This is a genomic window from Rhodanobacter sp. Col0626 (genome assembly GCF_049994385.1).
GTDB lineage: Bacteria > Pseudomonadota > Gammaproteobacteria > Xanthomonadales > Rhodanobacteraceae > Rhodanobacter.
In genome coordinates this window covers 1,659,731-1,681,298 of the sequence record NZ_CP188260.1, presented here as the reverse complement: position 1 = coordinate 1,681,298, position 21,568 = coordinate 1,659,731, and the positions used below count along the sequence as shown (strand labels likewise).

Sequence of the window (21,568 nt, the reverse complement as noted above, 5' to 3'; positions counted from 1 at the left end):
TGCTTTGTCGTCTTGTCTGGATCGAAACACACGCATGAGCAGTCGCTACAACGCCGCCGATATCGAAGTCCTGTCCGGCCTGGACCCGGTCAAACGCCGTCCTGGCATGTATACCGACACCACCCGCCCGAATCATCTGGTGCAGGAGGTGGTGGACAACTCGGTGGATGAGGCGCTGGCTGGCCACGCGAAGACCATCGAGGTGGTGCTGCACGACGACGGCTCGGTGGAAGTGAGCGACGACGGCCGCGGCATGCCGGTGGACATCCACCCCGAGGAAGGCGTTTCCGGCGTCGAGCTGATCATGACGCGGCTGCATGCCGGCGGTAAGTTCAGCGGCAAGAACTACAACTTCTCCGGCGGCCTGCACGGCGTCGGCGTTTCCGTGGTGAACGCGCTGTCCGATCGGGTCGAGGTAACGATCCGCCGCGACGGCTCCGAATACCAGATGGTGTTTGCGCACGGCGACAAGGTCAGCCCGCTGGAGGTCATCGGCAGCGTGCCGAAGAAGCGCAGCGGCACCACCTTGCGTTTCTGGCCGGAAGCGAAATATTTCGACTCGCCGAAAATATCCCTCGGCAAACTCAAGCACCTGTTGCGCGCCAAGGCCGTGCTGTGTGCCGGCCTCAACGTGAAGCTCACCGACGAAGCCAGCGGCGAAGTCATCGAATGGCATTACGAGGACGGCCTGCGCGATTACCTGCGCGGCGAACTCGACGGCATCGAAGCGCTGCCGAACGAGCTGTTCGTGCATCACATGGCGCGCGACGTCGAAGGATTGGAAGTCGCGCTGGCCTGGTTGCCCGAAGGCGAGCTGGTACAGGAGAGCTACGTCAACCTGATTCCCACCGCGCAGGGCGGCACCCACGTCAACGGTCTGCGCACCGGCCTGACCACCGCAATCCGTGAATTCTGCGATATCCGCAACCTGCTGCCGCGCGGCGTGAAGCTGGCGCCGGAAGATGTATGGGAGCGGTTGTCGTTCGTACTGTCCGCGCGCCTGCAGGACCCGCAATTTGCCGGCCAGACCAAGGAACGATTGTCCTCTCGACAGACCGCCGGCATGGTCGAGAACGTCATCCACGACGCCTTCAGCCTGTGGCTCAACCAGCATGTGGAAACGGGCGAACGGATCGCGCAGCTGGCGATCGAGCGCGCCAGCGCACGCTTGAAAGCAGCCAAGCAGATCGTGCGCAAGAAGATCACCCAGGGCCCCGCCCTGCCCGGCAAGCTGGCCGACTGCACTGCCACCGATCTCACCCGCACGGAGCTTTTTCTGGTCGAGGGCGATTCCGCCGGCGGCAGCGCCAAGCAGGCGCGTGACAAGGAGTTCCAGGCCATCCTGCCGCTGCGCGGCAAGATCCTCAACACATGGGAAGTGGAGTCCACCTCGGTGCTGGCCTCCGAGGAAGTGCACAACCTCGCCGTGGCGATCGGGTGCGATCCGGGCAAGGACGATCTTTCCGGCTTGCGCTACGGCAAGGTGGTCATCCTCGCCGACGCGGATTCCGACGGCCTGCACATCGCCACCTTGCTGGCGGCGCTGTTCCTGCGGCACTTCCCGAAGCTGGTCAGCGAAGGCCATGTGTTCGTCGCGATGCCGCCGCTGTTCCGCGTCGACGTGGGCAAGCAGGTTTTCTACTGCCTCGACGAGAGCGAGAAGGAAGCCATGCTGCAGCGGATCGAGCGCGAGAAGATGAAGGGCGCGGTCAGCACCACCCGCTTCAAGGGCCTGGGCGAGATGAACCCGCCGCAGCTGCGCGAATCCACCATCCATCCCGATACACGCCGACTGGTGCAGCTGACCATCGGCGAGGACGATGGCACCGCGAAACTGATGGACATGCTGCTGGCCAAGAAGCGTGCCAGCGACCGCAAGGCATGGCTGGAAGAAAAGGGCGACCTGGCCACACTGGAAGTCTGATCGCCGTTGGCTGCGGTCAGCCGCACTTCATTTCGCTGAACCTCGTGACACGCCATCGCGTGCCGTTGCATCCGCGCGCCGCAATGCGCCGTATATCCCCATGCTTCCAATCCGCGAAGCGGAATATGCATGGAGATATCGCGATGAAGACGAACAACCGAATGCGCACTCTGGCGATGGGCGTTTCGATGGTGCTGGCGGTGGCGGCTGTTGCGCCGATGGCCATGGCTGCACAGGCCGATGCCGCGGGCTCGATGGCCATGCACAGCAACCCGATGGTGGGCGGCGCGGCGATGTACGCCTCCAAGAACATCGTGCAGAACGCCATGAAGTCCAAGGACCACACCACCCTGGTGGCGGCGGTAAAGGCTGCCGGCCTGGTCGACACGCTTTCCGGCCCGGGTCCGTTCACCGTTTTCGCGCCGACCAACGAGGCCTTTGCTGCGTTGCCAGCCGGCACGGTCGACAACCTGCTGAAGCCCGCCAACAAAGCGATGCTCAGCAAGATCCTCACCTACCACGTTGTAGCCGGAAAGATGACTTCGGCCGATCTTGAAAAGGCCGTGATGGCCGGTGGCGGCAAAGCCATGCTGAAGACCGTCGGGGGCGACTCGATCACGGTCGCCAAGAGCGGCAGCGCCTGGACTGTCACCGATGACAAGGGCAACGTAGCCAACATCACGATTGCCGACGTGATGCAGTCCAACGGCGTGATCTTCGTGATCGATAAAGTGCTGATGCCGTAAGGCACGCGCGCTGTCTGTCCTTGAAAGCCGCCCGCCCCTCACCGGGCGGCTTTTTTTGTGTCTTCGACGGCGCTAAGGTGCGGACTGGTTATCCACGAGCAATCCGCATGGCCTTGTTACCACCGATCGACCTGCAGCGCTGGATCGATGAACACCGCCACCTGCTGAAACCCCCGGTCGGCAACAAATGCATCGTCGACGGCGACTTCATCATCATGATCGTGGGCGGTCCCAACGCGCGCACCGATTACCACCACGACGAAGGCCCCGAATTCTTCTACCAGGTCGAGGGCGAGATGGTGCTGAAGGTGCAGGACGATGGCCGGGCGCGCGACATCCCGATCCGCGCCGGTGAAATGTTCTACCTGCCGCCGCGCGTACCGCACTCGCCGCAACGCATGCCGGCGTCGATCGGACTGGTGATCGAGCGACGGCGCATCGCCGGCGAACGGGATGGCCTGCTGTGGTTTTGCGAACGTTGCAACCACAAGCTGTACGAGGAGTACTTCGAACTCGACAGCATCGAACACGACTTCCCGCCGGTGTTCGACCGCTTCTACGGCTCACGCGAGGCGCGCACCTGCGACGCCTGCGGCCATCTTAATCCGGCACCCGCCAGGTACGCGTAATGGCGCGCCCCTACGACAGCGCCAACCATTTGCGCGACATGCGCCGCAGGGAAGCATCGAGGCCTTCGTCATCGGCAATCTCGGCGACTGGCCGCCATGCGAGCGCGCGCGATTCTGCGTTCACCACGAATCGCTCGTCCACGCCCGCGCGGACGACGTAACGCACGTCGTAATGCCAATGTTCCGGTTCGTTCGCGCGGGCCGGAATACGGTGCCGATCGATATCGAAGATGTCCCCTTCGATACGCAGATCCGGCACACCGGTTTCCTCCTGCGCCTCGCGCAACGCCACCCTCGCCAGGTCGGTCTCGCCATCGGCATGCCCGCCCGGCTGCAGCCAGCGATCCAGCTTGCGGTGATGCATCAGCAGTACGCGTTCGCCGTCCGCGCTGACCAGCCAGCATGAACCGGTGAAGTGGCCGGCCGTGTTGGCGCGTTCGAATGCATTCGCATGCGTACGCAGGAATCCCTCGAATTGCCGGACGAGTGCGGACTCCCCCTGCCATTGGTCACGGTAGCGCTGGAGCGCGCCGGTTGTGAAGATAGTCGATTGCTGCATGGACATCCGTTGAAGTGGGTGGATCGCATCGCGGCAGGTCTCCGCGCGGCCTGAACGAAACTTGTACTACCTCTACTGCTGGGCTATGTTGGCCCGCCATTGCCGTGCCCGTATCCATCCAACGCCTCGAAATGGAAGCGGGCAACCATACCGAAGGGGAGCTAGATGATAAAAGGTCTATTTGCCACTCACTCCATTGAGGCGATGCCTCATGTGGATGCAGGCGAACCTGTAGAAGGCGGCCCCGAAGGCGAGGTCACCCTCAAACGGGTACTGACCGCACGACATCTGGTGATGCTCGGCATTGGCGCCGTCATCGGCGCCGGAATCTTCGCCATTACCGGCACCGCCGCCGCCCAGTTCGCCGGACCGGCGCTGATCATCAGCTTTTTGATCGCAGCATTTGCCTGCGGCCTCGCCGGCATGTGCTATGCCGAATTCGCCGCGATGCTGCCGGTTTCCGGCAGTGCGTACTCCTATTCCTATGCCACGCTGGGTGAAGTGGTCGCCTGGTTCGTCGGCTGGAATCTGGTACTGGAATACCTGTTCGCCGCATCGACGGTCGCCGTCGCATGGTCCGGCTACTTCAACGAAATGCTGCGGATGCTCAGCTCGCTGACCGGGCTGAATTTCACCCTCCCGGCCGCGCTTTCCTCAGCCCCCCTCACGTTCAACGAAGCCGGTCACCTGGTCACCACGGGCACCCTGATCAACCTGCCGGCGATCGCCATCGTCGCCGCCATCAGCTGGCTCTGCTATCGCGGCATCACGCAGTCGGCCACGGTCAACGCCGTCATCGTGGCGATCAAGGTGATCGTGATCCTGCTGTTCCTGATCGTGATGTTCAACTACATCAACACCGATCTGTGGCATCCGTTCATCCCCGCCAACGAAGGCGGCTCGAAATTCGGATGGAGCGGTGTCTATCGCGGTGCGACCCTGGTGTTCTTCGCCTATATCGGTTTCGATGCCGTTTCGACGGCCGCAGGCGAGGCAAAGAATCCACAGCGGGACATGCCGATCGGCATCCTGGGCTCGCTGTTTATCTGCACCCTCCTGTACATCGCGATGGCCGCGACCATGACCGGCGTGGCGCCGTTCCGCATGCTGAATACGCCCGAGCCGGTGGCTACCGCCATCAACTACGTCCTCGGCAACGTCCCTGCCGGCACTGGCGCGAGCCACCTGCTCAACTCGCTGAAGATTCTCGTCGTCTTCGCAGCCCTCGCCGGGCTGAGCTCGGTGGTGCTGGTGATGCTGATGGGACAACCGCGCATCTTCTTCTCGATGTCGCGCGACGGGCTGATGCCCAAGGCATTGGGCAAATTGCATCCGAAGCACCGCACACCGTATATCGGAACGGTCATCGTCGGTTTCATTGCCGCGGTTCTTGCGGGCCTGTTCCCGGTGGACGTGCTGGGCGACCTGGTGTCGATGGGTACGCTGCTGGCGTTCGCCACGGTCTGCATCGGTGTGCTGGTGCTGCGTAAAACCCGCCCGGAATTGCCGCGCGCGTTCCGTGTTCCGCTGCCCTGGATCGTCTGTCCGTTGGGCGCCATCGCCTGTCTGTTTCTTTTCTGGCAGGCCTTTGTCGTGCGCTGGCCGCTACTGGTCAGCTGGATCGTGATCGGTTTCCTGATCTATGGCTTTTACGGTTACCGGCACAGCAAGCTGCGCAAGAACGCACACTGATAAACAGCGGCCGGCGCCTCCACGCCGGCCGCCGCGTTTGTGCCGATATCCAAAAACAGTTCGCGTCCCGCCTTCCAAAGACGATAACCATGCTCAAGCAGTTGCTCGCCCGCAAGACCGACTTCACCAACGACGATAGCGTCCACGGCCCGGCCTTGCGTCGCACCCTGGGACCATGGGGGATTACCGCGTTGGGCATCGGCGCCGTCATCGGCACCGGCATCTTCGTGGTGACCGGCACGGCGGCGGCCGAGCATGCCGGTCCGGCGGTGTTGCTGTCTTTTATCATCGCCGCGATCTGCAGCGGCTTCAGCGCGCTGTGCTACGCCGAGTTCGCCACGCTGATTCCCATCTCCGGCAGTTCGTACTCCTACGCTTATGCCTCGCTCGGCGAACTGGCGGCGTGGTTCATCGGCTGGAACATGGTGGCCGAATACGGCATCTCGGCATCGGCAGTCGCCGCCAGCTGGACCGGTTATTTCACCAGCCTGCTCGATCACATGGGCCTCCATTTGCCCATCGCGCTCACCGAAGCACCGCTGGCCTTCGTTGACGGCCATCTTGTCACCACCGGCCACCTGTTCAATCTGCCCGCGGTGGCCATCGTTCTCGCGCTGACATGGCTGTGCTACATCGGTATCCGCGAATCGTCAGGCCTGAATGCGCTGATGGTGCTGGTCAAGGTGGGCCTGATCGTGATCGTGGTGATCGCCGGCTATCGCTACGTGAATCCGGAAAACTGGCATCCCTTCATCCCGGAGGCGCAAGGCGACGGCAAGTACGGCTGGTCGGGCATCATGCGCGGCGCAGCGATGGTGTTCTTCGCCTATATCGGCTTCGAAGCGACATCCACGGCCGCGCAGGAGTGCAAGAATCCGCAACGCGACCTGCCGTTCGGCATCCTGGTTTCACTGGTGATCTGCACGGTGCTTTACCTGGCCATGGCCGCAGTGCTGACCGGCCTGGTGCCGTATACCGTGCTCGACACGTCCGAGCCGGTAGTCACCGCGGTCGCAGCGCACCCGCAACTGGATTGGCTGCGCCTGATCGTGGAAATCGGCGCGATGATCGGACTGTCCTCGGTGATCCTGGTGATGATCATCGCGCAGCCGCGCATCTTCATGATCATGGCGCGTGACGGCATGTTGCCGCGCGTCTTCGCCAAGGTGCACCCGCGCTACCGTACACCGCACATCAACACCCTCATCACCGGTGCGATGATTGCCCTGTTGGCTGCGATATTCCCGCTCGATCTGCTCGCCAACCTGACTTCCATGGGCACGCTGATCGCCTTCTCGGCGGTCTGTGCTGGCGTGCTGATCCTGCGGCACACCATGCCTGACCTGCCCAGGACGTTTCGCGTGCCATGGGTCTGGTTTACCTGCCTCGCTGGCGTAGGCAGCTGTTTCGCGCTGCTGTTCAGCCTGGACTGGTTCAACTGGGCCATCCTGGGGATCTGGACCGTGCTCGGATTTGCGCTCTATTTTCTGTACGGGCGACGGCACAGCCATCTGCGCCGTCTCACGGCCGAGACCCAAAGTTCAGAATGATCGGTAATTTCGTCGAAAATAGTTAATTTTCAACTAATTTCGTAGAACATCATGAACTGGCAGTTATCTGCGGCGCCGCGCCCGTTTCACAGAATTTCTTGAATATTTTGTCTAATTCATTGTTTTAATTGGATTTAACGAGAAATTTTCAACAGAAATCTGGCGTTTGATCGCCCCATTCGCCGAACTCGGGAGTATCATCCTCAGTCCGCGGGTTGATCACTTGGCAGTGGGCCCCGGATCGTGGCCCGGTGCGTCAGGTCGGCAAGCTCCTCAGCCTGATGTACCGGGCCGCACTTTTCTCGCGGCATCCTCGCCTACGCGGTTCGCACATCCCTCCTCCGAATTCGGCTGCGCCCATCGCGCAGCGATCATCGCCGCGCACAACAAAAAAAGGCCGGTATGAACCGGCCTCTTGTGGGATGACGTGTACGCGATGTCAGGCCTTCTTCGGCGTGTGCGACACGCACCAACCCTTCGCATTCACCGACTTGCCCGGGAACAACTGGCACGGCCCGCGACCGGTAGCGCCGCCGGTATAGAACTGGCAGTTGGCGCAATCGTCGCCCGCCTTGTGCTTGGCGTTGGTCGTCTTGCTTGCGTCTTCCACATAGCCCAATGCCTTCGCGGTCGGATCCGCCTCGGTCACCGGCGGCAGGTCCGCTGCGCGCGCAAAGCGCGGCAGGCCACCCATGACTACCGCTGCCGCCGTGGTGCCGGCAGCGATCTTGAGGAATCGGCGACGCGATTCGATATCTTGTTCGTTCGACATGGGCAAGCCTCCGTCGGGTATCTATCCGGCACACCCTGCGCCGGATTCGAAGCGATGTTACGCCGGCCGCCCCAATTTTTCCTGACTTGCGAGAATGGCTCTCATTCCAGCCAGGGCGCCATTTGGCGCATGGTATGATCGAACCTCATTTGGACGTCCAAACCGCATGAGCCAGACTCTTCCCGCCACGATTCCCGCCAGCCTGTTCGAACGCTGCGCCGATACCATCGCCGAGGCCGCGCGCGAACTCTCCGCGCTGGGCTGGACACCGGCGACAAGCAGCAATTTCTCGATGCGGATCGATGCCGCGCATGCGGCCATCACGGTCTCGGGAAAGCACAAGGGCCGACTGGATCGCGATGACATCATGCTGATCGACCTCGACGGCAACCCCGTCGGCACCGAAGCCCGACCCAGCGCCGAGACCGCACTCCATACCCAGGTCTATCTCCGCTGGCCGGAGATCAACGCGGTGCTGCATACCCATTCGCGCACGCAAAGCGTGGCCTCGCGGCTCTTCGCCAGCGACGGCGTGATCCGGCTGCAGGGATGGGAATTGCAGAAGGCGATCACCGGCTACCACACTCACGAAAGCGTGCTGGAGATTCCGGTATTCCCCAATACCCAGCACATGCCCGAACTGGTCGCCCAGGTCGATGCGTGGCTGGATGCGGGCAGGCCGCTGCACGCCTACCTGATCGACGGCCACGGTATCTATACCTGGGGCCGCGACATGACCGAGACCCAGCGTCACCTGGAAGCGCTGGAATTCCTGCTCGACTGCGAGCTTGACCTGAAAAAGCTGGGGGCATCATGAGCCGACTGCGCATCTACGACGAAACTCAGCCGCACTCACCGTCGATCGATACCCTGGATCACGCCGCGATTGCACGTGAACTGGGCAGGGTCGGCGTCCGCTTCGAACAGTGGGAAGCGACCCAGCCGATCGTCCCCGGCGCAAGCCAGGAAGAAGTCATCGCTGCCTATCGCGGCGACATCGACCGGCTGATGGACGAGAAAGGCTATCAGGCCGTCGACGTGATCAGCCTCGTTCCCGATCATCCCGACCGCGCCACGCTGCGCCAGAAATTCCTCAGCGAACATACCCACAGCGAGGACGAGGTGCGCTTCTTCGTCGCCGGCTCCGGTCAGTTCACCCTGCACATCGACGGCAAGGTCTACGACATCCTGTGCGAACAGGGCGACCTGATCGGCGTGCCTGACGGCACTCGTCACTGGTTCGACATGAGCGAGTCGCCCTATTTCGTGGCGATACGCCTGTTCACCAACAAGGATGGCTGGGTGGCGAACTTCACCGGCGACGACATCGCCGGGCAATTTCCACGGATGCAGCCCAACGTCCGAACCTAGCCAGAACCGTTTCCGTGAAAGCGGCTTCCGCCGCGACGCTTTGTTCGCCATCGCGCCAGGAGCGTCGCGCCCGAAGCCGCTCCCACCACGTCGCCGTCATTCCCGAGGGCGTTATGCTGGCAACCGTCCCTTTGGATATCCACATGATCGAAATCCGCGCCATCGTCACCGACATCGAAGGCACCACCAGCTCGATCGACTTCGTCCGCGACGTGTTGTTTCCGTACGCGCGCAAGCGGCTGCCAGCCTTCGTCGAAACCCATGGCAACCAACCCGAAGTACAGCACTGGCTGCACGAGGCGGCCAGCGAGGCCGGGCTGATCGAGGCCGACCGCCAGGACGTCATCGAATTGTTGTTGCGCTGGATCGATGAGGATCGCAAGTCCACCGCGCTGAAAGCGCTGCAGGGCATGATCTGGAAGGACGGTTATACGGCGGGTGATTACCGCGCCCACCTGTATCCCGAAGTCGCGGCACGGTTGCTCGACTGGCGTGCAGAGGGGCTACGCCTGTACGTCTACTCTTCCGGCTCGGTGCCGGCGCAGCAACTGTTTTTCCAGTACAGCGAAGCGGGCGATCTGACTGCCCTGTTTGCCGGTTATTTCGATACCGAGACCGGTCCGAAACGCGAAGCCGAGTCTTATCGGCGCATCGCCGAGGCGATCGATGAGCAGCCGCGGCACATCCTGTTCCTTTCCGACATCGTGGAGGAGCTCGACGCTGCGCAAGCCGCCGGCTTCCATACCGGATGGCTGGTGCGCGAGCCCCAATCGTCGCCCGAGTCACCACGCCATCCGGTCTATCGCGATTTTGCCGCGATCACCGTCTGAACCGGCACACGAACTCCATGCGCAACGTCCTGACCGTCCTGATCGCCTTCGCCGCCGGCGTGCTGCTCACGATCGGGTGGTCCGGACATGCACCGAAGCCGGTCATCGGTCAGTCGGCACCCATGCCATCCGTCTCCGCCACGGTCGCCACGGCCGAGCAGGATGTCTCGTCCTCCGCCGATATCGGCACCGACAGCACCGACCGCTGGCCAGCAACCGGCCCGACGCCGGAGCAAGTGCTTTACGCACAGCCACGGATGATGCGAGATGCACTGGCCAGACTGACCCCGCGCGTCGCCGGCAAACCAAACCTGTATCTGCTGGCCTTGGCCGGCGACGGCGGCGAAGACGTGTTCCACAACGAAGTTGAATACGCCGCACAGCTGTTCGCGCGACGTTTCGGCGCCACGGCCCATAGCCTGGTGCTGGAAAACAATCCGGCCACCCTGACCACCCATCCACTGGCCAGCTGGACCAACCTGGAGAACGCACTCGACGGGCTCGGCAAGGTCATGCAACCGGATCAGGACATCCTGCTGCTCTACATCAGCAGCCACGGCAGCGAAGACCATACCTTGTTGCTGGACATGGATCCGTTGCCGCTTGATCAGCTCGGTGCCACCGATCTGGCCGGCATCCTGTCCATGCATCCGTTCAAGTGGAAAGTGGTGGTGATCAACGCCTGCTACTCCGGCGGTTTCGTACCATCGCTACGCCACCCCGGGACCTTGGTACTTACCGCCGCCCGCGCCGACCGCAGCTCGTTCGGCTGCGGCAGCGATTCCGACATCACCTACTTCGGCAAGGCCTGGCTGGTGGATGCATTGAACCGCACCGACAACTTCATCGACGCGTTCAAACTGGCCCGCAGCGACATCGCCACGTGGGAGAAGCAGGACAAGCTCGTCCCATCGGAACCGCAGATCGACATCGGCAACGGCATCGAAAACCAGCTTGCGCTGTGGCGCAAGGCGATCAAGCCCGGGCCAGTGGTGCCGTTCAAACCGTCAGCACCTGCACAGGCAAGCTCCACGTTGCCTCGCCCATAGGCGACTTGGCGACTTGGCGACTTGGCGACAATCGACTTGATCAACCCGAAGCAATCTTGCCCGCGGCCGCCAGCAGGAAGCCGCCCGATACGCCTTCGATCCAGCGGCGGCGACGGTCGCTGAAGTTGCCCGCCCTCCCGGTCGAGGCGATCACGCTGCTAAGCACTACGTAAACGACACCGCACAGGCCAATGAAAATGGCCGACAGGATCAACGCCTGCCACGTCGCCGATCCAGCGCCGTGCATGAACTGCGGCAGGATGGCGAAATAGATCAGCATGCCCTTGGGGTTCAATACGGCCGTAAGGAAACCCCGCTTGAACGGCGCCCCGCCCGCACCAGGTTGCAAGCTCAGCTTGCCCGCCATGAGCGCTGACCGGATCAGTCGGGATGCCAGGTAGATCAGGTAGGCCACACCGATCCAGCGCAACGCTTCGAACAACCACGGCGACGTCGCGATGATCGCCGCCAAGCCCAGCGCCACCAGCAGCGAATGCACCACGTAACCGGCACAGACCCCGGCCGTGGCGCGCCGCCCGGCGGACGCGTTCCCGGAAATCGCCTGCGAAGCAATGAACAGCATGTCCGGCCCCGGCGTACAGATCAGCGGGAGCACGGTGGCGGAAAAGAGCAGCATCGTCGTCGGATTCATGACAGGCATCGTACGCCGCCCTGGCAGCAATCGGGTTTCAAATATTCCATCATTTATGGAAATATTGGCATATTATTCCAATGCATGCCCAAGGAGGCGCCTCATGCCAATCAAGCTCGACGAGATGGACAAACGGATCCTGCGCGCCCTCCAGCGCGATGGCCGTTTGCAGAACACCGAACTGGCGCAGGAAGTCGGGCTGTCGCCATCACCCTGCCTGCGCCGGGTGCGGCTACTCGAGGAAGCCGGCGTGATCGAACGCTACGTCGCCGTGCTCAACCCGGCGATGATCGGCATCGGCATGACCTTGTTCACTCGCGTCTGGCTCACCGCCCAGGACGCTGACACGATCGAACACTTCATGGATGCGATGAAGCAGCTTCCCCAGATCGTGGAGTGCTACATCATGCTGGGGGAAAGCGACGCGATGCTGCGCGTGGTCGTCGCGGACCTGGACGACTACCGTCGCTTCCAGACCACGCATCTCACCCGCGCCAACGGCATCCAGAACGTGAAGACCGACCTGCCCAGCCAGATCGTGAAGCAATCCTACGCATTGCCGTTGTAAGCCACGGCCATGCAGCTCGGCGCTGGGCAAGCAACATCAATCCCTGGGCCAGCGCCACGCGTATGCAACCACCCATAGCGACAGCGCCACCTCGATCACGCCTAGGGTGATGTAGAACCACCAGGCGCCGGGCATGGTCAACACCATGATCGCCGTGTAGAACAAGCCAAGCGCAATGTTCAGCCAGCGGCACAGTCGCGGCGGCAGCACCAGCGACAGGAAAACCATCAGCCCCGGCACTGCCAGCAACAGCGCCGTCGCGACCAGCGAACTTTCGCTCACCGGACCGATCGGGCCTTTGCCGCCCAGGATGCCCTGCAACTTGCCCGGCACGTAGAGACCGAAATAGTCACCATAGATGTAGCAGAACATCAGCGCCGCCCACAGCGCCGACAGCTTGAACCGCACATGCACTTTGATGTCGCCCAGCACTGGCGTGGTCATGTCGGGCCTTGCTCCTTCGCCTGCCATGAACCCCGCCCGCCGCGAACGCGCACGCCCATCACCAACAGCCAGAGGCAGGTACCTATTTCGCCCACTGCCGCCGGCAGGTGGACATAGTCCGAGAACGCCGTGTCCGCATACCCGGGCAGCAACAACTCGCCGAAGATGTCCACCATGTAGCTGGCGCCGCCCAGCATCAACAGCACGCCGAGGATGCGCGGGAGCATGCCACACCGGGCCACCAGATAGCCGAACGGAAACAGCCAAAGCCCCCAGAACAGGCTGGCCACGAAGATGTCGTGGCCATACGACTTCAGCGACAGCCAGGCCATCGCGTGCGCCGTGTCGGCCGGCAAACCGACGGCATTCGTCAAAAGCGATAGCGCATCCAACCGGTGCGCCACACCGATCAAGGCGATCGGCACGCCAGTGAAGGCGAGCGCCACCATCGCCACCGCAACGCCGCGATGAACCGAGCCGAGCAACCGGAACAGCAACAGCGGCAACATCAGAAAGGCGACCTGCTCGACCGCGAAAGCCGCGATGCCGGCGCGGAACAGCGCTTCGTGCGAGACGATGTTGGCGAGCATGCCTTCGTAGTTGCCCGGCGCAGCGATCTTCCCCGGCACGTAGCCCATGCTGAAAAAGCCAGTCACGACCACCACCAGATAGACCAGCCCCGCCCAGCGAGCGAGACTGCTTTCATTTGTCATGCGATGTCCCCTGTGATCGGCGGCATAACCGGCGTGCGGGATCAGTGTCTGTGCAAGAGAGTCGGATCGATTAGTGCCGAAAGTAACGCGCGGGGCGTACCTCCCTCTGCCCGCTCCGGCATCGACAACATGTCTGCAGCCTGTGACTGTGTTTGGCTGTGAGGCGGCAGCGAAACTCGACGTGATGCGTTGCCCACATTGACTGGATAGAGTGTCGTCATGAGATACGAAAAGGGAGTTGCACCATGCCATGTCGAAGTGATCATGACATGTGTCCGAACATCATCGAGACGAGCCGATGCACATGTTCGATGACATGAAGTCGCCTTTTCCCCGCGCCGCGAAGAAAAGATCGAGAATCGGAAGGGCCCACTGGCCCACGAAGATGTGTCCCACGCCTTGGGATCATTTGGAGACTGTGATGGACCGTGCCGGCAATGAAGTCTGATTGGCAGCCGCTAACGAGAAGTTTCTATCGCCGCCATCCGACCCTGGTGGCGCCAGAGCTGCTGAACAAGATTCTGGTCAGGGGGGACGGTCGCGCTGGTCGCATCGTTGAGGTGGAAGCCTACGCTGGCGAAGAAGACCCGGCGGCGCATTCCTTCCGCGGCATGACGCCGCGCAATGCAACCATGTTCGGGGACGCCGGCCATCTGTATGTCTACCTCTCCTACGGCGTGCACTGGTGTTCCAATGCCGTGTGCGGTGAGGTGGCCCAAGGCTGGGCCGTGCTCCTGCGTGCCCTGGAACCGGTAGCAGGCCTGGAGCTGATACGCCGGGCCCGGCCCGCCATCCAGCGAGACCGGGAGCTCGCCAGCGGGCCCGGACGACTTTCACAAGCCCTGGGCATCACGAGGGCGCTCGATGATGCCGACTTGGTGACCAATGATCGAGGCATCTGCATCGTTTCCGACGGCATTGCGCCTTCCGCAGAGCCGGTAGTGGGACCACGCATCGGCATCAGCAAGGCGATCGAGTTTCCTTGGCGTTGGTACGTGCCGGATCATGACCATGTGTCTGCTCGACCCCGCCGCCGATCCACCCCGGCCAAGGGCCTTGCATGACGCCTATCGCCTTGGCGGTGATGCCCGGTGTCTTGGCCCCATAGCGCAACTCGTGGTCCTCATTGACGTCGATGCAATCGCGGCCGGGAGCCGGCTTTCTTCTTGCCTCATACATAGCGCAGTCTTCCTGAGGGATGAAGATCGCGCCCCTCTGAACAAACAATCAGGAAATGGACACTTCGATCCAGGTGGGCGCGTGATCGCTAGGCCTCTCTTGCAGGCGCACCCATCGGTCGACACCCGCCTTCTTGAGGCCTTTTGCCAGGACGGGGTTGAGCAGGAGGTGATCGATCCGCAAGCCGCGATCTCTTTCGCCGTGCTGGCGAAAGTAGTCCCAGAACGTGTAAATCCGCTCCTCGCCGAACACGTGCCGCAACGAATCCGTCCATCCTTGCTCCAGTAGATGTTCGTACGCGCGTCGTGTTTCCGGCTGGAGCAGTGCGTCTTTCCGAAACGATTTGGGATCGTAGACGTCCTCGTCGGCAGGAATGACGTTGAAATCGCCCATCACGACAACGGGATGTGACAAGTCCACCAATGATTTGGCGTGACGCGCCAGCCGCTCCATCCATTGAAGTTTGTAATCGAATTTGGGGCCTGGCTGAGGGTTGCCATTCGGCGCGTAGATCCCCGCGACAACGATGCCGTGGATGGCCGCCTCGATATATCGGCTTTGCTTGTCTGCAGCGTCTCCGGGTAATCCGCGGCAGCTCTCCACGGGCGCGGTGTCCCGGCCCAGCAGGGCCACTCCGTTCCACGATGGCTGGCCGTGCCAGATCGATCCGTAACCCGCTGCCTCGAGAGCATCCGCCGGAAATGCCTGATCGGCAGCTTTCAGTTCTTGCAGGGCGACGATGTCCGGCTTCTCCTTCCCCAGCCATTCAAGCAGGTTGGGCAGCCGACTGTTGATGCCATTGATGTTGAACGTGGCGAGCTTCAGGGTTTTCTTGCGAGGCATGGGACGATGTCCTTGGACGGAAACCCGGCGTGGAGCGGCGAGCAGAGCTCCCTTGAACTTTAAGCGTCTCCCTATCGGCAATCCGTGAAGCATTGACCCCAATCCGCAACGCCTTGGGCTTGCCTTGCCATCATGGCGGCATGCCACTCGCCGCTTCATCCAGCAACCAGTTCCGCACCTCGACAAGCGCAGGATCCACATCGCTCGCCTCCGGCCACACGAGATGGAAAGAGTGACCCGAGAGCTCGGGGCCGAAGGGTTGGCACAGCAATCCGGCGCTCAACTCCTCCGCCGCGAGCGTCAGGTTGACCAAGGCAACGCCCTGGCCGGCGATGGCAGCCTGGATGGCGTGGACTTCATCGGAGAACTGAAGCTGCCGCGGTACCGCCGCGTGCCGAGCGCGCTCGAACCATAGCGGCCAGTCCGGCGTCGTTGAATCGCGGCGGAACCATTCGAAACCGATCAGCGGCACGCGCTCCAGATCCTCCAGGCTGCGGACGCGGAGACCAGGCGCGCACACTGGTGCGAAGCGGGAGGGCAACAGAGGGGCGTGGTTCAACCCATGGTAATTTCCTGGTCCGTAACGGATGGCCAACTGCGCGGCGCCGCTGTGCAAGTCGACGGGTTCGTCGCTGGTATGGAGGTGCAGGACGATATCCGGTCGCGAAGTCGCCAGACGCGCGAGACGCGGCAGCAACCAGCGCGAGGCGAATGCCATGGTCGTGCTCAACACCAGCGTGCGCGGCATCGCATCAGGCCGAACCGCCTGCACGGCGCGCGCCATGGCGTCGAAACTTTCGCGAAGCACAGGGAACAGGCTAAGGCCTGCCGGCGTGAGGTCCACCCGCCGGGTACCACGCACGAACAGCTGCACACCGAGCCGGTCCTCCAGCTGACGGACCTGATGACTGATGGCGGTCGCGGTCAGTGACAGCTCCGCGGCGGCGCGCTTGAAGCTGAGGTGCCGCGCCGCGGCCTCGAACGCGCGCAAGGCGGTCAAAGGCGGTAGTTGGCGCGCCCCCATGGCTGAATTTGGTTCACTTAATGAATGTGAAATGATCATTTTACGGCAGTGAACTCCTGATTGATGCTTGAGCGCCATCAATTTACAGGTGAATCATGCTCAGGTTACTTCATATCGATTCCAGTGCCCGCTCCGGTCATTCCGATGAGCAGGTGCATGGTTCGCATACACGCCGCCTGTCGACGCGTTTCGTGCGGCGCTGGCAAGCGCGGAGGCCGCAGGATGCGGTCATGTACCGCGACGTGGCTGCACAACCGCCGACGCCGGTGAGCAGCGCATGGGTGCATGCCGCCTTCACCTCGCCCGTGCAACGGGAACCGTGGATGGACCAGGTTCTCTCGCAAAGCGATCACCTGGTCGATGAGCTGATTGACGCCGACCTCATCGTGATCGGCGTGCCCATGTACAACTTTGGCATGCCGTCGACGCTCAAGGCCTGGATCGACAACATCGTCCGCGTCGGCCGCACCTTCGGCTTCGACCGCAGCCGGACCGGCGAACCCTACTGGCCGCTGCTTGCTGGGCAAGGCAAACGCATGGTCCTGCTGAGTTCTCGTGGCGACTATGGGTACGAGCCGGGAGAGCGCCTCGGCGCGTCCAACCATGTCGAGGCCGGCGTGACAGTACCGCTGCGTTACATCGGCATCGACCGAGTCGATCGTGTCGCGATCGAGTACGACGAGTTCAACGACGGGCGGCTGCATGCGTCCGTCACCGCTGCCGAGGCCGAGGTGGATGCCCTGGTGGATCAACTCGTGGTCGAGATGGCGTCGTGCAAAGCGGCGTTGTCCCAAATATAGGGCTGGGCGAGAAACTCCTGCGCCCGCTTCCGCCGTCGAAAGTCGACGCTCAACCCATACCCGCCGCAGTCACCGCCCACCACGATGACGATCAGCCAGCACCCCCACCACATTTGCCAACGACAATCCCCGCGCCCGCAGCGCCACGGTGAGGTGAAAAACAAGATCGGCTGCTTCCCCCAGCAATTCCGCATCCCCTTGCGCCACTGCGGCCAGCGCCGTCTCGACACCTTCCTCGCCCACTTTCTGCGCGATGCGGCGAATGCCGCCCTCAAATAATTTAGTGGTGTAGCTGTCTTCGGGTCGCTCGGCATGGCGTAACGCGACCAGGGCGTCGAGCTCGGCGAGGAAGCCAATCGGCGGGCGCACATCGGCACTGTCGCCGAAGCAGCTGGAAGTGCCGGTGTGGCAGGTGGGGCCATGTGGGTCGGCCTGGATGAGGAGCGTATCGGCGTCGCAGTCGATGCGGACAGATTTCAGGACGAGCACGTGACCGGAGCTTTCACCCTTGGTCCACAGGCGTTGCTTGCTGCGGCTGTGGAAGGTGACGTGGCCGCTGCGCTGCGTTTCAGCCAGCGCCTCGGCGTTCATGTAACCAAGCATCAGCACTTCGCCGCTCAGCCAGTGCTGCACGACGGCGGGCAACAGGCCGTCGCCCTTGGCCCAGTCGAGGCGGCTGGTATCGGTGTTGTCGCTCATCGCTGTCATTCCTCGTGGCTTACAGACGTACTGGAACGCCGTGCTTGTGCAGATAGTGCTTGAGTGCGGGGATCGCGATCGCGCCGGAGTGGAATACGCTGGCGGCCAGTGCACCGTCCACGTCGGCGTCGATGAAGGCGTCGCGGAAATGTTCGGCCGCACCCGCGCCGCCCGAGGCGATCAGCGGCACGTGGCAGATGGTCCGCGCGGCCGAAAGTTGTTCGAGATCGTAGCCCGTGCGCACACCATCACTGCCCATGCAGTTGAGTACGACCTCGCCGGCACCACGCTGCTGCGCTTCGACCATCCAGTCCAGCGTGCGGCGTGGCAATGCCTGGGTTTTCGTGGGATCGCCGCTGTACTGGCGTACGCGCCATTCGCCGTCGGCGTCGCGCAGCGAATCGATGCCAACTACTACGCACTGCACGCCGAACGCGGCCGCCAGTTCGTCGATCAGCGCGGGGCGTTCCAGCGCTGGCGAGTTCACCGAGATCTTGTCGGCGCCGGCATGCAGCACAGCGCGTGCCTCGTCGACCGAGCGGATGCCGCCGGCGACGCAGAACGGAATATCGATCACGCGGGCTACGCGTTCGACCCAGTCGCGATCCACGCTGCGTCCTTCGGGGCTGGCGGTGATGTCGTAGAACACCAGCTCGTCGGCGCCTTCGTCGCGATAGCGCAACGCAAGCTCGACGATTTCGCCCATCACTACGTGGTCGCGAAAGCGCACACCCTTGACCACCCGGCCGTCGCGCACGTCGAGGCAGGGAATGATGCGGCGGCTCAACATGACTTGCTCCCTCTCCTGCTTGCAGGGGAGGGTTGAGGTGGGGTCGCTTCTGATGTTGATGTCGAAAGCTTGACCCGCTCACCTAAAGGACTTCCCTTCGATCGCCAACCTCCTCCTGCGACCGAAGGAAGTCCCTTTGGGCCACGCAGGGGGAGCACCAGAACATCCAAGCGTGCGGGGACGTTCATGCGTTCAGGGCCTCCTGCACGGTGAAGCGCCCTTCCAGCAGTGCGCGACCGAGGATCACGCCTCGCGCACCAGCCTCTCGTGCCGCGCGGATATCTTCCAGCGAACGCACGCCGCCGGAGGCCTGCACGGCCAGTTGCGGAACGGTATCGGCAAGATGGCGATAAAGGTCCAGGTTGAAACCGGCGAGCATGCCGTCACGATCGATATCCGTACATAGCAGATGACGCGCACCATGAGCGGCGTACCACGGTGCCAGTTCGTCCAGCGTGCGCGCCTCGGTCTCGGTCCAGCCGGCGCTGGGCAGACTCCAGCGACCATCGATGCGACGAGTGTCGAGCGCGAGGGTCAGGCGTTCGGCGCCGTACTTTGCCAGCCAGCTCGCGACGCGGTCGGGGTCGCGGATCGCCACGCTACCCAGCACGACGCGCTGCACGCCGGCGTCGAACAGGCGTTGCAGGTCGGCCTCCTCGCGCACGCCGCCGCCGGCCTGGATCGCCATGCCATCGGCAGCGATCGACCGGATCACCGCCAGGCTGTCGAGCTGGCCCGAGCGCGCACCGTCGAGGTCGACCAGGTGCAGCCAGCGTGCGCCGGCGTCGGCGTAACGTCGGGCCAGCTCGCACGGATCGGCGGCATAGGTAGTTTGCTGTGCGTAGTCGCCCTGCTTCAGGCGCACGACCTGTCCGTTGCGCAGGTCGATCGCTGGAATGACGTCGAAGCTCATAGCGCGAGAAAATTCTTGAGGAGCTTCGCGCCGATGGCGGCCGAACGCTCGGGATGGAATTGCATGCCGTAGTAGTTGTCGCGGGCGATCACCGCGGAGAACGATCCACCGTAGTTGCTGCTGGCCAGCGTCCAGTCGCCCGGAGGTACCGCGTAGCTGTGCACGAAGTAGGCCTGCCCGTCATCACGCAGCCCGGTTAGCAACGGATGTTCCCGCTGCGCGACCACGCTGTTCCAGCCCATGTGCGGTATGCGCAAACCGGGCGCCTCGGTGAAACGGCGCACCGATGCAGGAATCAGGCCGAGACATTCGGTATCGCCCTCCTCCGAATGTGCGCACAGCAGCTGCATGCCCAGGCAGACGCCCAGCACCGGCTGGCGCAACGAACGCAGAAGCTCGACCAGACCGAGCTCATGCAGCCGTGCCATGCCCGGGCCGGCCGCGCCCACGCCGGGCAGGATCACCTTGTCGGCGGCACCGATCGTGGCGGCATCGGAAGTCAGTGCGGCATCCACGCCAAGCCGCTGCAAGGCATAGCGCACCGAGCCGATATTGGTGCCGCCGGCGTCGACCAGCACGACGCTCATGCCGACCTCGCACGGCGGAAGACTCGTAGGAGCTCGCTTGCGGACGATGCTCTACCGTTGTCCGAGTGAAAAGGCATCGCCCGCAAGCGGGCTCCTACGGGCAGAGGAATGACGGAGGCGGCAGGCATTACAGCGATCCCTTGGTACTGGGAAGTTCGCTACCTTCGCGGCGAATCGCCTGGCGCAACGTGCGCGCGACAACTTTGAAACAGGCCTCGACCATATGATGCGCGTTGTCGCCCTGCACGGTCAGGTGCAGGTTCGCGCCCAACGTCTCGCACAGCGAGCGGAAGAAATGCGGCACCAGCTCGGTCGGCACTTCTCCCACGCGCTCGCGCGGAAAGCTGCCTTCGAACACGAAGTACGGGCGACCGGAGAGATCCAGTGCCGCGCTGGCCTGCGACTCGTCCATCGGCAGGGTAAAGCCATAGCGGCCGATGCCGCGCTTGTCGCCGAGTGCCTGTTTCAGCGCCTGGCCCAACGCCAACGCGCAGTCCTCGATGGTGTGATGCTCGTCGATATGGGTATCGCCATCGCAGCTCAGCTCCAGCGCGAAACCGCCATGCTTGCCGATCTGTTCCAGCATGTGATCGAAAAAGCCAAGCCCGGTATGTGCCGACGGCTCGGCCACCCGATCCAGGTCGACACTGACCGTGATGCGGGTTTCCTTCGTGTTGCGGACCACGGTGGCCGTGCGCGGCGCGTCGAGCAATTCGTGCGCCAGCGCTTCCCAACTCGTGCCAAGCGGTCCGACGCGGCAGCCACGCACACCCAGATTCGCGGCAAACTGCAGGTCGGTTTCCCGATCGCCAACCATCGCCGATCCCGCCCGGCTCCAGCTGTCGTCGGCGAGATAGTGACGCAGCATGCCGATGCCGGGCTTGCGGGTGTCCCTGCCCTCGTGCGGGAAGCTGCGGTCGATCAGTACTTCGCGAAAACGGATGCCCTGCGACGCCAGGATACCGAGCAGCAATTCGTGCGGGCCGGTGAAATCCGCTTCCGGAAAGCTGTCGGTACCGAGGCCGTCCTGGTTGGTCACCATCACCAGTTCGTAGCCGCCCGCCACGAAGCGCTGCAACGCGGCGATCACGCCCGGCAGCAGGACCAGCTTGCCGTAGCTGTCGATCTGCTGATCCGACGGCTCCTCGATCAGGCAACCGTCGCGATCGACGAAGAGGATCCTGCGACTCATCGGGATCTCCCCGCTGCAGCTGTCCTGACCAGATAGGAACGT

General features: G+C 62.9%; 24 protein-coding genes. 12 read left to right on the top strand and 12 right to left on the bottom strand.

Annotated elements, in window-relative coordinates:
* Positions 1–34 precede the first annotated feature (34 nt).
* The 3 genes from parE (at position 35) to ACPPVV_RS06990 (ending at position 3,299) form a co-directional block, all read left to right on the top strand.
* Complete coding sequence (parE, locus tag ACPPVV_RS07000) at positions 35–1,924, top strand: DNA topoisomerase IV subunit B (RefSeq protein WP_426702742.1); 1,890 nt, start codon at positions 35–37, stop codon at positions 1,922–1,924.
* 161 nt (positions 1,925–2,085) lie between these two features.
* Positions 2,086–2,670, top strand: a complete 585-nt coding sequence (locus ACPPVV_RS06995; protein ID WP_426703186.1) for a fasciclin domain-containing protein — start codon at positions 2,086–2,088, stop codon at positions 2,668–2,670.
* A gap of 107 nt (positions 2,671–2,777) precedes the next feature.
* A complete protein-coding gene (locus tag ACPPVV_RS06990) occupies positions 2,778–3,299 on the top strand; it encodes a 3-hydroxyanthranilate 3,4-dioxygenase (RefSeq protein ID WP_426702741.1) in 522 nt (173 codons plus the stop codon).
* A 10-nt stretch (positions 3,300–3,309) separates the two neighbouring features.
* Here the strand turns inward: ACPPVV_RS06990 and ACPPVV_RS06985 are convergent, their stop codons facing one another.
* Positions 3,310–3,858 carry an NUDIX hydrolase gene (locus ACPPVV_RS06985; protein ID WP_426702740.1) on the bottom strand — a complete coding sequence of 183 codons (549 nt, stop codon included), beginning with the start codon at positions 3,856–3,858 and terminating at the stop codon, positions 3,310–3,312.
* A gap of 165 nt (positions 3,859–4,023) precedes the next feature.
* On the opposite strand from ACPPVV_RS06985, the gene ACPPVV_RS06980 reads away from it, so the two are divergent.
* Together ACPPVV_RS06980 and ACPPVV_RS06975 are read left to right on the top strand one after the other, a co-directional pair.
* Positions 4,024–5,550 carry an amino acid permease gene (locus ACPPVV_RS06980; RefSeq protein ID WP_426702739.1) on the top strand — a complete coding sequence of 509 codons (1,527 nt, stop codon included), beginning with the start codon at positions 4,024–4,026 and terminating at the stop codon, positions 5,548–5,550.
* Positions 5,551–5,639: 89 nt separating this feature from the next.
* The gene (locus ACPPVV_RS06975; RefSeq protein WP_426702738.1) at positions 5,640–7,100 is read left to right on the top strand and encodes an amino acid permease; all 1,461 of its coding nucleotides are present in this window, start codon (positions 5,640–5,642) and stop codon (positions 7,098–7,100) included.
* Positions 7,101–7,539: 439 nt separating this feature from the next.
* On the opposite strand, the gene ACPPVV_RS06970 is transcribed toward ACPPVV_RS06975, so the two are convergent.
* On the bottom strand, positions 7,540–7,872 hold the full coding sequence (locus ACPPVV_RS06970) for a high-potential iron-sulfur protein (protein WP_426702737.1): 333 nt from the start codon (positions 7,870–7,872) through the stop codon (positions 7,540–7,542).
* A gap of 166 nt (positions 7,873–8,038) precedes the next feature.
* Between ACPPVV_RS06970 and ACPPVV_RS06965 the strand changes: the two genes are divergently transcribed.
* The 4 genes from ACPPVV_RS06965 to ACPPVV_RS06950 all read left to right on the top strand — a co-directional run bounded on the left by ACPPVV_RS06965 (position 8,039) and on the right by ACPPVV_RS06950 (position 11,122).
* Positions 8,039–8,689 carry a methylthioribulose 1-phosphate dehydratase gene (locus ACPPVV_RS06965; RefSeq protein WP_426702736.1) on the top strand — a complete coding sequence of 217 codons (651 nt, stop codon included), beginning with the start codon at positions 8,039–8,041 and terminating at the stop codon, positions 8,687–8,689.
* A complete protein-coding gene (locus ACPPVV_RS06960) occupies positions 8,686–9,243 on the top strand; it encodes a 1,2-dihydroxy-3-keto-5-methylthiopentene dioxygenase (protein ID WP_426702735.1) in 558 nt (185 codons plus the stop codon). The genes ACPPVV_RS06965 and ACPPVV_RS06960 overlap by 4 nt, the downstream gene beginning before the upstream one ends.
* A 143-nt stretch (positions 9,244–9,386) precedes the next feature.
* Complete coding sequence (gene mtnC, locus ACPPVV_RS06955; RefSeq protein ID WP_426702734.1) at positions 9,387–10,073, top strand: acireductone synthase; 687 nt, start codon at positions 9,387–9,389, stop codon at positions 10,071–10,073.
* Between the two features lie 17 nt (positions 10,074–10,090).
* Positions 10,091–11,122, top strand: a complete 1,032-nt coding sequence (locus tag ACPPVV_RS06950; RefSeq protein WP_426702733.1) for a C13 family peptidase — start codon at positions 10,091–10,093, stop codon at positions 11,120–11,122.
* A 40-nt stretch (positions 11,123–11,162) separates the two neighbouring features.
* On the opposite strand, the gene ACPPVV_RS06945 is transcribed toward ACPPVV_RS06950, so the two are convergent.
* Positions 11,163–11,774 carry a LysE family translocator gene (locus ACPPVV_RS06945; protein ID WP_426702732.1) on the bottom strand — a complete coding sequence of 204 codons (612 nt, stop codon included), beginning with the start codon at positions 11,772–11,774 and terminating at the stop codon, positions 11,163–11,165.
* Between the two features lie 103 nt (positions 11,775–11,877).
* Between ACPPVV_RS06945 and ACPPVV_RS06940 the strand changes: the two genes are divergently transcribed.
* Positions 11,878–12,342: an Lrp/AsnC family transcriptional regulator gene (locus ACPPVV_RS06940; protein ID WP_426702731.1), complete on the top strand. Its 465-nt coding sequence runs from the start codon at positions 11,878–11,880 to the stop codon at positions 12,340–12,342.
* A 36-nt stretch (positions 12,343–12,378) separates the two neighbouring features.
* On the opposite strand, the gene ACPPVV_RS06935 is transcribed toward ACPPVV_RS06940, so the two are convergent.
* Both ACPPVV_RS06935 and ACPPVV_RS06930 read right to left on the bottom strand, forming a co-directional pair.
* Positions 12,379–12,786, bottom strand: a complete 408-nt coding sequence (locus tag ACPPVV_RS06935) for a DUF6326 family protein (RefSeq protein WP_426702730.1) — start codon at positions 12,784–12,786, stop codon at positions 12,379–12,381.
* Entirely contained in the window at positions 12,783–13,499 is a 717-nt protein-coding gene (locus tag ACPPVV_RS06930; protein WP_426702729.1) for a DUF4386 domain-containing protein, read from the bottom strand. Before ACPPVV_RS06930 ends, ACPPVV_RS06935 begins: the two co-directional genes overlap by 4 nt.
* A 437-nt stretch (positions 13,500–13,936) precedes the next feature.
* On the opposite strand from ACPPVV_RS06930, the gene ACPPVV_RS06925 reads away from it, so the two are divergent.
* Positions 13,937–14,563: a DNA-3-methyladenine glycosylase gene (locus ACPPVV_RS06925; RefSeq protein ID WP_426702728.1), complete on the top strand. Its 627-nt coding sequence runs from the start codon at positions 13,937–13,939 to the stop codon at positions 14,561–14,563.
* 163 nt (positions 14,564–14,726) lie between these two features.
* Here the strand turns inward: ACPPVV_RS06925 and xth are convergent, their stop codons facing one another.
* Positions 14,727–15,521 (bottom strand): exodeoxyribonuclease III, encoded by a 795-nt coding sequence (gene xth, locus ACPPVV_RS06920; protein ID WP_426702727.1) that lies wholly within the window; start codon positions 15,519–15,521, stop codon positions 14,727–14,729.
* A 130-nt stretch (positions 15,522–15,651) separates the two neighbouring features.
* The gene (locus tag ACPPVV_RS06915) at positions 15,652–16,521 is read right to left on the bottom strand and encodes a LysR substrate-binding domain-containing protein (protein ID WP_426702726.1); all 870 of its coding nucleotides are present in this window, start codon (positions 16,519–16,521) and stop codon (positions 15,652–15,654) included.
* A 119-nt stretch (positions 16,522–16,640) separates the two neighbouring features.
* Between ACPPVV_RS06915 and ACPPVV_RS06910 the strand changes: the two genes are divergently transcribed.
* Positions 16,641–17,345, top strand: a complete 705-nt coding sequence (locus tag ACPPVV_RS06910) for an FMN-dependent NADH-azoreductase (RefSeq protein ID WP_426702725.1) — start codon at positions 16,641–16,643, stop codon at positions 17,343–17,345.
* A gap of 69 nt (positions 17,346–17,414) precedes the next feature.
* Here the strand turns inward: ACPPVV_RS06910 and hisIE are convergent, their stop codons facing one another.
* The 5 genes from hisIE to hisB form a co-directional block, all read right to left on the bottom strand.
* Positions 17,415–18,044: a bifunctional phosphoribosyl-AMP cyclohydrolase/phosphoribosyl-ATP diphosphatase HisIE gene (gene hisIE, locus ACPPVV_RS06905; RefSeq protein ID WP_426702724.1), complete on the bottom strand. Its 630-nt coding sequence runs from the start codon at positions 18,042–18,044 to the stop codon at positions 17,415–17,417.
* A gap of 19 nt (positions 18,045–18,063) precedes the next feature.
* A complete protein-coding gene (gene hisF / locus ACPPVV_RS06900) occupies positions 18,064–18,834 on the bottom strand; it encodes an imidazole glycerol phosphate synthase subunit HisF (protein WP_426702723.1) in 771 nt (256 codons plus the stop codon).
* 184 nt (positions 18,835–19,018) lie between these two features.
* Entirely contained in the window at positions 19,019–19,747 is a 729-nt protein-coding gene (hisA, locus tag ACPPVV_RS06895; RefSeq protein WP_426702722.1) for a 1-(5-phosphoribosyl)-5-[(5-phosphoribosylamino)methylideneamino]imidazole-4-carboxamide isomerase, read from the bottom strand.
* Positions 19,744–20,334: an imidazole glycerol phosphate synthase subunit HisH gene (gene hisH, locus ACPPVV_RS06890; protein ID WP_426702721.1), complete on the bottom strand. Its 591-nt coding sequence runs from the start codon at positions 20,332–20,334 to the stop codon at positions 19,744–19,746. The genes hisA and hisH overlap by 4 nt, the downstream gene beginning before the upstream one ends.
* A gap of 127 nt (positions 20,335–20,461) precedes the next feature.
* A complete protein-coding gene (gene hisB / locus ACPPVV_RS06885) occupies positions 20,462–21,526 on the bottom strand; it encodes a bifunctional histidinol-phosphatase/imidazoleglycerol-phosphate dehydratase HisB (protein WP_426702720.1) in 1,065 nt (354 codons plus the stop codon).
* Positions 21,527–21,568: the final 42 nt, after the last annotated feature.

Coding starts and splice junctions, on each gene's coding strand:
- hisIE (WP_426702724.1), bottom strand. CDS start 18,044: ATGAGCGACAACACCGATACCAGCCGCCTCGACTGGGCCAAGGGCGAC.
- ACPPVV_RS06960 (WP_426702735.1), top strand. CDS start 8,686: ATGAGCCGACTGCGCATCTACGACGAAACTCAGCCGCACTCACCGTCG.
- ACPPVV_RS06975 (WP_426702738.1), top strand. CDS start 5,640: ATGCTCAAGCAGTTGCTCGCCCGCAAGACCGACTTCACCAACGACGAT.
- ACPPVV_RS06950 (WP_426702733.1), top strand. CDS start 10,091: ATGCGCAACGTCCTGACCGTCCTGATCGCCTTCGCCGCCGGCGTGCTG.
- ACPPVV_RS06970 (WP_426702737.1), bottom strand. CDS start 7,872: ATGTCGAACGAACAAGATATCGAATCGCGTCGCCGATTCCTCAAGATC.
- ACPPVV_RS06980 (WP_426702739.1), top strand. CDS start 4,024: ATGATAAAAGGTCTATTTGCCACTCACTCCATTGAGGCGATGCCTCAT.
- ACPPVV_RS06935 (WP_426702730.1), bottom strand. CDS start 12,786: ATGACCACGCCAGTGCTGGGCGACATCAAAGTGCATGTGCGGTTCAAG.
- ACPPVV_RS06965 (WP_426702736.1), top strand. CDS start 8,039: ATGAGCCAGACTCTTCCCGCCACGATTCCCGCCAGCCTGTTCGAACGC.
- xth (WP_426702727.1), bottom strand. CDS start 15,521: ATGCCTCGCAAGAAAACCCTGAAGCTCGCCACGTTCAACATCAATGGC.
- hisH (WP_426702721.1), bottom strand. CDS start 20,334: ATGAGCGTCGTGCTGGTCGACGCCGGCGGCACCAATATCGGCTCGGTG.
- ACPPVV_RS06940 (WP_426702731.1), top strand. CDS start 11,878: ATGCCAATCAAGCTCGACGAGATGGACAAACGGATCCTGCGCGCCCTC.
- ACPPVV_RS06910 (WP_426702725.1), top strand. CDS start 16,641: ATGCTCAGGTTACTTCATATCGATTCCAGTGCCCGCTCCGGTCATTCC.
- hisF (WP_426702723.1), bottom strand. CDS start 18,834: ATGTTGAGCCGCCGCATCATTCCCTGCCTCGACGTGCGCGACGGCCGG.
- ACPPVV_RS06990 (WP_426702741.1), top strand. CDS start 2,778: ATGGCCTTGTTACCACCGATCGACCTGCAGCGCTGGATCGATGAACAC.
- parE (WP_426702742.1), top strand. CDS start 35: ATGAGCAGTCGCTACAACGCCGCCGATATCGAAGTCCTGTCCGGCCTG.
- ACPPVV_RS06925 (WP_426702728.1), top strand. CDS start 13,937: ATGAAGTCTGATTGGCAGCCGCTAACGAGAAGTTTCTATCGCCGCCAT.
- mtnC (WP_426702734.1), top strand. CDS start 9,387: ATGATCGAAATCCGCGCCATCGTCACCGACATCGAAGGCACCACCAGC.
- ACPPVV_RS06930 (WP_426702729.1), bottom strand. CDS start 13,499: ATGACAAATGAAAGCAGTCTCGCTCGCTGGGCGGGGCTGGTCTATCTG.
- ACPPVV_RS06985 (WP_426702740.1), bottom strand. CDS start 3,858: ATGCAGCAATCGACTATCTTCACAACCGGCGCGCTCCAGCGCTACCGT.
- ACPPVV_RS06995 (WP_426703186.1), top strand. CDS start 2,086: ATGCGCACTCTGGCGATGGGCGTTTCGATGGTGCTGGCGGTGGCGGCT.
- ACPPVV_RS06945 (WP_426702732.1), bottom strand. CDS start 11,774: ATGAATCCGACGACGATGCTGCTCTTTTCCGCCACCGTGCTCCCGCTG.
- hisA (WP_426702722.1), bottom strand. CDS start 19,747: ATGAGCTTCGACGTCATTCCAGCGATCGACCTGCGCAACGGACAGGTC.
- hisB (WP_426702720.1), bottom strand. CDS start 21,526: ATGAGTCGCAGGATCCTCTTCGTCGATCGCGACGGTTGCCTGATCGAG.